The sequence below is a fragment of the Dictyobacter arantiisoli genome (assembly GCF_008326305.1).
Taxonomy (GTDB): domain Bacteria; phylum Chloroflexota; class Ktedonobacteria; order Ktedonobacterales; family Ktedonobacteraceae; genus Dictyobacter; species Dictyobacter arantiisoli.
Genome location: NZ_BIXY01000088.1, coordinates 26,135 through 32,134, shown reverse-complemented (window position 1 = coordinate 32,134; position 6,000 = coordinate 26,135). Strand labels below are relative to the sequence as shown.

Below are 6,000 nucleotides of genomic sequence, written 5' to 3'. Positions count from 1 at the left end.
AATACAACCAGGCACACGGGGATCCGACATTCATCGAACACACGCCGGCTGGTGGTCCATACGATCTTCTCACTGCTGCGTATGATGTCACAAGCGCTCAATACAACCAGGCACACGGGGATCCGACATTCATCGAACACACGCCGGCTGGTGGTCCATACGATCTTCTCACTGCTGCGTATGATGTCACAAGCGCTCAATACAACCAGGCACACGGGGATCAGACCAGTAGCCTATCATGGCAAGATTCCTCTTCAGGGCTGCCTGCCGCCCTCTCCTCCTATGCACAGCCAGAGGCGCAAAATGCCCACTACCAGCCGCCACACGGGGATCAGACCAGTGACCGATCAGGGCCAGGTTCCTCTTCAAACAGCACCTTTAGACCACAAAATGCAGCCCCTCATAACCTTGAGCTGCCTCAGGAGGGGCCGGGTTCCTCTTTACACCGCTTTAATAACCCCAGGCTCAAGCTGTCTGCAGATGAGCAACAGGCGGAGGCGAAGGCACGTGCAGACTCCGCTAGAAAAATTCAACAGACGCGAGATCGAGCAACCATGCTTCGAAATTACTTTAACAAACACATCCTCCGCCCGCTTGATAAAAAAGAAGGCAAAGAAGGCAAAAAGTATCCATATATTCCAAAAACGCGAAAAGAGAATGGCAAAACGGAGGAATTCCGGGCGCCTGGACCTGTGTTGAGGGAGGTCGATAAGGTGTTACAAGCGAGAAGAGATGCAGGAATGAAAGATGTCCCGAACCTCGCCCATCTGACAGGCAACAAAGAGGAAGCCCTACGACAGGCCGAGCAGTTCGCGCAGCTTGAGAAGGACAGCAATGCCGATCAGAGGAGTGACGAGGATGAGACCCCTGCAGATAAGCGAAAGCGGAGGCGAGAGCGAGCAGCCATGCTTCGAAAGTACATTAACGAACACCACCTCCGCCCGCGTGATCTAAAAGAAGGCAAAGAAGGCAAAGAAGGCACAAAGTATCCATATCTTACAACTATAAGTGAGCGAACAGGTAAAGATGGCAAAAAGCTGAGATTGCTGACGGCTGCAAGTGTGTTGAGGGAGGTCCCTAAGGTGTTACAAAAGAGAAAAGATGCAGGAATGGAAAATGTCCCGAAGCTCACCTATCTGACAAACGACCAAAAGAAATCCCTACGCAATGCCGCGCTGTTTAAGGAACAAGGCGCTGACTATCAGAGTGACGGCGATGCCTATCAGAGTGACAGCGCTGCCTATCAGAGTGACAGCGCTGCCTATCAGAGTGACAGCGCTGCCTATCAGAGTGACAGCGCTGCCTATCAGAGTGACGGAGAGTAACAGAACGAGCGCTAACCAGGACCTGACACGACAAAGGGACGCTACGACGAACGTCGGGCTCCCTTGTCGTTCACCCATGCTCTGGCGTTCTCTCTCCGACACTTTTTTTTATGTAATTTTTCCGTCACTCGACTTCCTTCCCAATCCCATCCCCTACTTTTCATATCTTGAAACATTGATTCTACTTTAAAGCGCTCTTTATATTCTCCAATACGTCTTCGACAGGCAGGTCGATTAGAGATAACCAGTAGCGGCTTTTTTGAAAATGCGGCATGATGACAGCAAGGAATGACTTCCACATGTTCTCTGTTTCGATGCGTTTGTTGCTCAAAAATCGCTCTAAACGCCGCTCAATACTGGGGACTTTGGCCTCGCAATCCTCCAAGAACGATCTCCTTTTTCTTTTCTTTCTCCTCGTTTCTAAAGAGGCTAGTGAAGCCTTTCCCTCTCTCGAGAGTGCTCCTGTATTCCACCTTTTCCTCTGTTTTGCGCTTTAGCTACGCCAAAAAAGTGTCGGGGAGAGAACTATGCTATACCACCCCAAAAACGAGATTGGATGGACACAGACCGGGATTGGGCAGCGATGTAGGTGCGTGCCGAGGTCGCAACCGAGGTGCGCTTTCCCTTTCATCGTACGAGCAATCCCGCCCGCAGGCTCATCCGTCCCCAGCAATGGTGCCCAGGCATGCGACAGAGCGTTGGAGTGAGAGAGGGGACGAGCAAGGGGAAAGCGCATTATATCCAACCCAAACAAATCACCAGCCAGACAATCAAAAGTACTGTAAAAATGGAGAGAACAAGGGCTTGTTTTTTGTGGCGATGGTTCGATCTTGTAAAGAGAGGCTCTGTGTTGATAGGACTGTTCCATTGCTGAGCTGGCTATGGGCAAGGGATGCAGGATAGTATGCAGGATGAGTGTAGAATGCCGATGTTGAATACTGCGAGCAGGGATCAAGGGGATGAGCCGCCTCCGGTGCCGGCTGAGAATAAGGATATCCTTTTGCTGTCGGGGACGGCTGGCTATTTCGATGCGCTCTGTTATCTGGGCCTGCAACGTGTGTTTCCGGCCAATATGACGGGCAATACGGTGCTGCTGGGTATCGCGCTGGGCAAGGGGATGTGGGAGGACGCCCTGCTGACGGTGAGCGCGGTGCTTGGCTTCTGTCTGGGCGCGCTGCTGACAACCCTGCTACTCAAAGAGCAGCGGCCCGGCGTGTGGACAAGCCAGGTTGTGCGTCTATTCGGTCTTGAGTGGATACTGCTGTTCCTCTTCACGCTGCTCTGGCTCTTCACTCAGGCGACATTCCCTACATTGGGCATCACCATCCTGCTGATCCTGCTGGCCTCACTCGCGATGGGGATACAGAGTGCGACCGTCATGATGCTGGGCTTCCCAGGCATCGTGACTACCTATATCACCGGCACCCTGACCAGTTTGATGGGCAATCTGGGCAACTGGCTGCGTCCCGCCCACTACCAGCGCCAGTATCCCTATATCTCCCATGCTGCGCTCACCGCGTCACAAAAACACGATATCATCCGCCAGGCCAGCACCTGGCTCGTCTATCTGCTGGGTGCCGTCCTCGGCGGGGCCGCTACCCTCTATCTGCCCACCCTCTCGGTCTGCATTCCCCTCATCACCATCGCCCTCGTCATCGCCAATACCGTCATCCGCCAGCATCCTCCTACGCTGTAGCCGTTGTAGCTCAGGGCTACTCCGCTGGCTTGCTCTATTCTTTTGTTAAGGTACGCTAGTTTCCTTTGGGTCAGCATGGGCACTTCGTGCCACGCCTGCGTCTTTCTGCCTTTTGGGCGGGATAACTGCATAGCTGGCTGGATGGCGGGCTCTGGCGGTGAGGAGGATGCATTGTGCACTTATGCATCCTCTCACCACATGCTCCCATCATGCCTGAGCACACACCAGGATCAACGTCGCTCCAAATGGGGCCGAGTCCTGGCGTTGAGGCAAGCGTAATCGCTTGCCTCAACGCCAGTTTCTCAGCAGGGAAGCCGCTAGTAGCCAGCTTTGTAGGCGTAACCGTCGAGTTTCTCGTAGTAGAGGCTGAGGCGTACGCCGGACTCGATCATTTCGCGCTGATAGGGCTTGATGGTGCCGTCAAGCATGGCGTCGGCGTAATCTTCGAGATACTCGACGTTGAGGCGGCGTCCCTCGGAGAGAATCTGTTCGGGGGACAGCGGGATAGCGGCGATTTCTTGCGAGATGGCATGACTCTCGGTGAGGGAGATGTGATGCTCCGAAGCCATTTTCGCGCCGAGTGAGTCAGGACCCCAGGTGCGCGCCTGACGGGCATGATAGCGCTCACTGGCGGCTGTGGTGCGCTCAACCTTCTCACGCATGTCCTGCACACGCTGCACCTCGCTCTCCACCTCCTGGCGCAGGGTCTTGAAGAATAATGGCATCCCGTTGCTCTGTCCATGCGCATTGACACGCATGATCTTGATTCCGCTGAGCTTGACACAGATCAACTCCATCATGTCGGCAAAAAACTGGTCTGGATCGCTGAGCGTGTGTCGGTCCTCGACCTGATTGATCTGCATGAGTTGCTGGTAGAGCTTGTTGGCCTGCGTCAGCGATGAGCGCGGCCAGACGTCATTCAGATCACGGGAGATACGCTGCAGCGCCGTCTCAGCCAGCGATCCCATCTTGCAAATTTTGGCTGGCTGCTCGTTCGATGACTCTATCTCCAACATCTGCTCGATGCGCGGGCTGGCCTCACGAACAGCCTTTGCTTGCTGTCCTGACTGACTGCTTGCTGTGACCTGCTCTGCCTGCTCGCTTTCCGCATTCGCCTGCTCGACGGCATCCTGGACCCATTGTTCAAAGCTTGCTTGCTTCTTGTCAAACATGGAAGATGTTTCCGGGGCATTATCCTCAACACACTGGTTGGTTGCTATTGACCCCTCCGGGCAGACCGCAGGGATGCATTCGTACCCATCATTTTCTTTAAGTTTTTTCTTATTCGTATTATTCGAATTCGAAGTATAAATATTATTAATAATACTTGTATTATTGATAATATTCGAATTCGAATTTTTCGAATATTCGTTTCCGTCCGCCGCTATCTGCGACATTTCTGTCCGCGACAGGGTTGCAAGCTCAGGAATGCGTTGTTCGAGCTCACATGGGACCTGATTCGACACGCTTCCCCCGGTGGACAAATGTATCGCCGCTGACATTTCTGTCACATTGAAGCTGCCATTTTGCTGGGACAAATGTGTCGCCGCTGACATTTCTGTCACATTGAAGCTGCCATTTTGCTGGGACAAATGTGTCGCCGCTGACATTTCTGTCACTGGCGACAGGTTTGTCGCGCCGGACAGGGGCGGATAGGTCGCCGGGGACATTTCTGTGATGATGGGTATGCCGTTTGGATGGGACATTTCTGTCGCGCCGGACATTTCTGTCATCGTGGATGGGGATGTCGCGCCGGACATTTCTGTCATATTGCTCACATTTGACAGAGCATGCTCTGCGGCAAGCTGTACCTTCTGCTTTGCCAGCTCCTTATGACGCTTCATGTCTTGTATCACCAGGTCGGCAATCAACTTCAGGAAAGGATAGCAGTCGTAGAGCTTGTAGGGTGTTTTCTTGCCGTCCTCGCTGTAGTATGGGGTGATTTTGAGCAGTCCTTTGTTTTCCATTACTTTAAGCTTGCGTTGGATCTGACGCCCCCCCAGGTGGAAGCGGTCACAAAAGACATCGATGCTCAGACAGGCCAGCGGCTCCGCATATTGATTATTGAAGAGGATCATGCGTACAACCCCCATTTCCCATTCTGTAATCGGAGTTTGGGGATAAAAGATTTCAATCGCATATGGCAATGCAACCATACCCGGCATCAGAACCGCTTCACCATAGCAGCTAAACCAATCCCGGATACAGCGCTGCCCATGGTTCATCATAGATTTTAAACTGACAAATGGAATGATTGAATTCATGGCTAAAACTCCTCCACACTTGCTACACAGGGTACTTTATGTCCATCACATACAATCAACAGAGAAGATACAGAGGCCATTGCGCGGACAGAATTGTCCTTGACGATAAAAAGGGGCAATGCTATATTTTTTATCGGTGATATGTCAGTAGGAGATTTGATAGGAATAAGACAAGTGCTCATGCTGGCATTTCCTTTCTGCATGTTCTTCGTCGCTCCAATCAGGAGGTCCGAAATCTTTCCGTGTAATTCATTGGCTCCGCCATAAACTATTTCTATGCATAGCCAGGATGGAATCCTGAACACAGCTCTTCTCATCCGGGACAACTTTGTCCTCTGCTACCTGATCGCTCGGTAGGACATCAAAAACACGAATTACTGCATCCTTATATATGATACTGCCGATACCAAATTGACCAATGTCTAAATTTACGAATATACAAGCACGCAAGCACTTTTTCATGGAGATTTTTAATCAGGGATGGAGATTTTTTAATCATAAAGGTATTGAGTGGACAGAAGAGGTTTTAAGGGTGGGCAAAATGCCTTCGGCGGCAGAGGAGAGGGGGAGAAATTGGGGGCCCAACCCCCAAGCCCCCAGTCAAGGAGCTGCCGCCCCTTGCATCCCCGCTCTGGTCCCTTCAAATGAAGCTTGACAGAGCAATATGTTGCTGTATCAGAACCACAGAGGATATTATATAGATGCCCTGAAGTAC

General features: G+C 52.0%; 4 protein-coding genes. 2 read left to right on the top strand and 2 right to left on the bottom strand.

Annotated features, from left to right (window positions below):
• A partial coding sequence (locus F1593_RS28565) for a hypothetical protein (RefSeq protein ID WP_172632355.1) occupies positions 1–1,325 on the top strand: 1,325 nt, incomplete at its 5' end.
• A 181-nt stretch (positions 1,326–1,506) separates the two neighbouring features.
• Here F1593_RS28565 and F1593_RS22510 read toward each other — a convergent pair.
• Positions 1,507–1,710 (bottom strand): hypothetical protein, encoded by a 204-nt coding sequence (locus F1593_RS22510; protein ID WP_149403812.1) that lies wholly within the window; start codon positions 1,708–1,710, stop codon positions 1,507–1,509.
• Between the two features lie 537 nt (positions 1,711–2,247).
• Between F1593_RS22510 and F1593_RS22505 the strand changes: the two genes are divergently transcribed.
• On the top strand, positions 2,248–3,021 hold the full coding sequence (locus F1593_RS22505) for a YoaK family protein (RefSeq protein ID WP_172632354.1): 774 nt from the start codon (positions 2,248–2,250) through the stop codon (positions 3,019–3,021).
• Between the two features lie 317 nt (positions 3,022–3,338).
• Here F1593_RS22505 and F1593_RS22500 read toward each other — a convergent pair whose 3' ends face one another.
• Complete coding sequence (locus F1593_RS22500) at positions 3,339–5,285, bottom strand: hypothetical protein (RefSeq protein WP_149403810.1); 1,947 nt, start codon at positions 5,283–5,285, stop codon at positions 3,339–3,341.
• Positions 5,286–6,000: the final 715 nt, after the last annotated feature.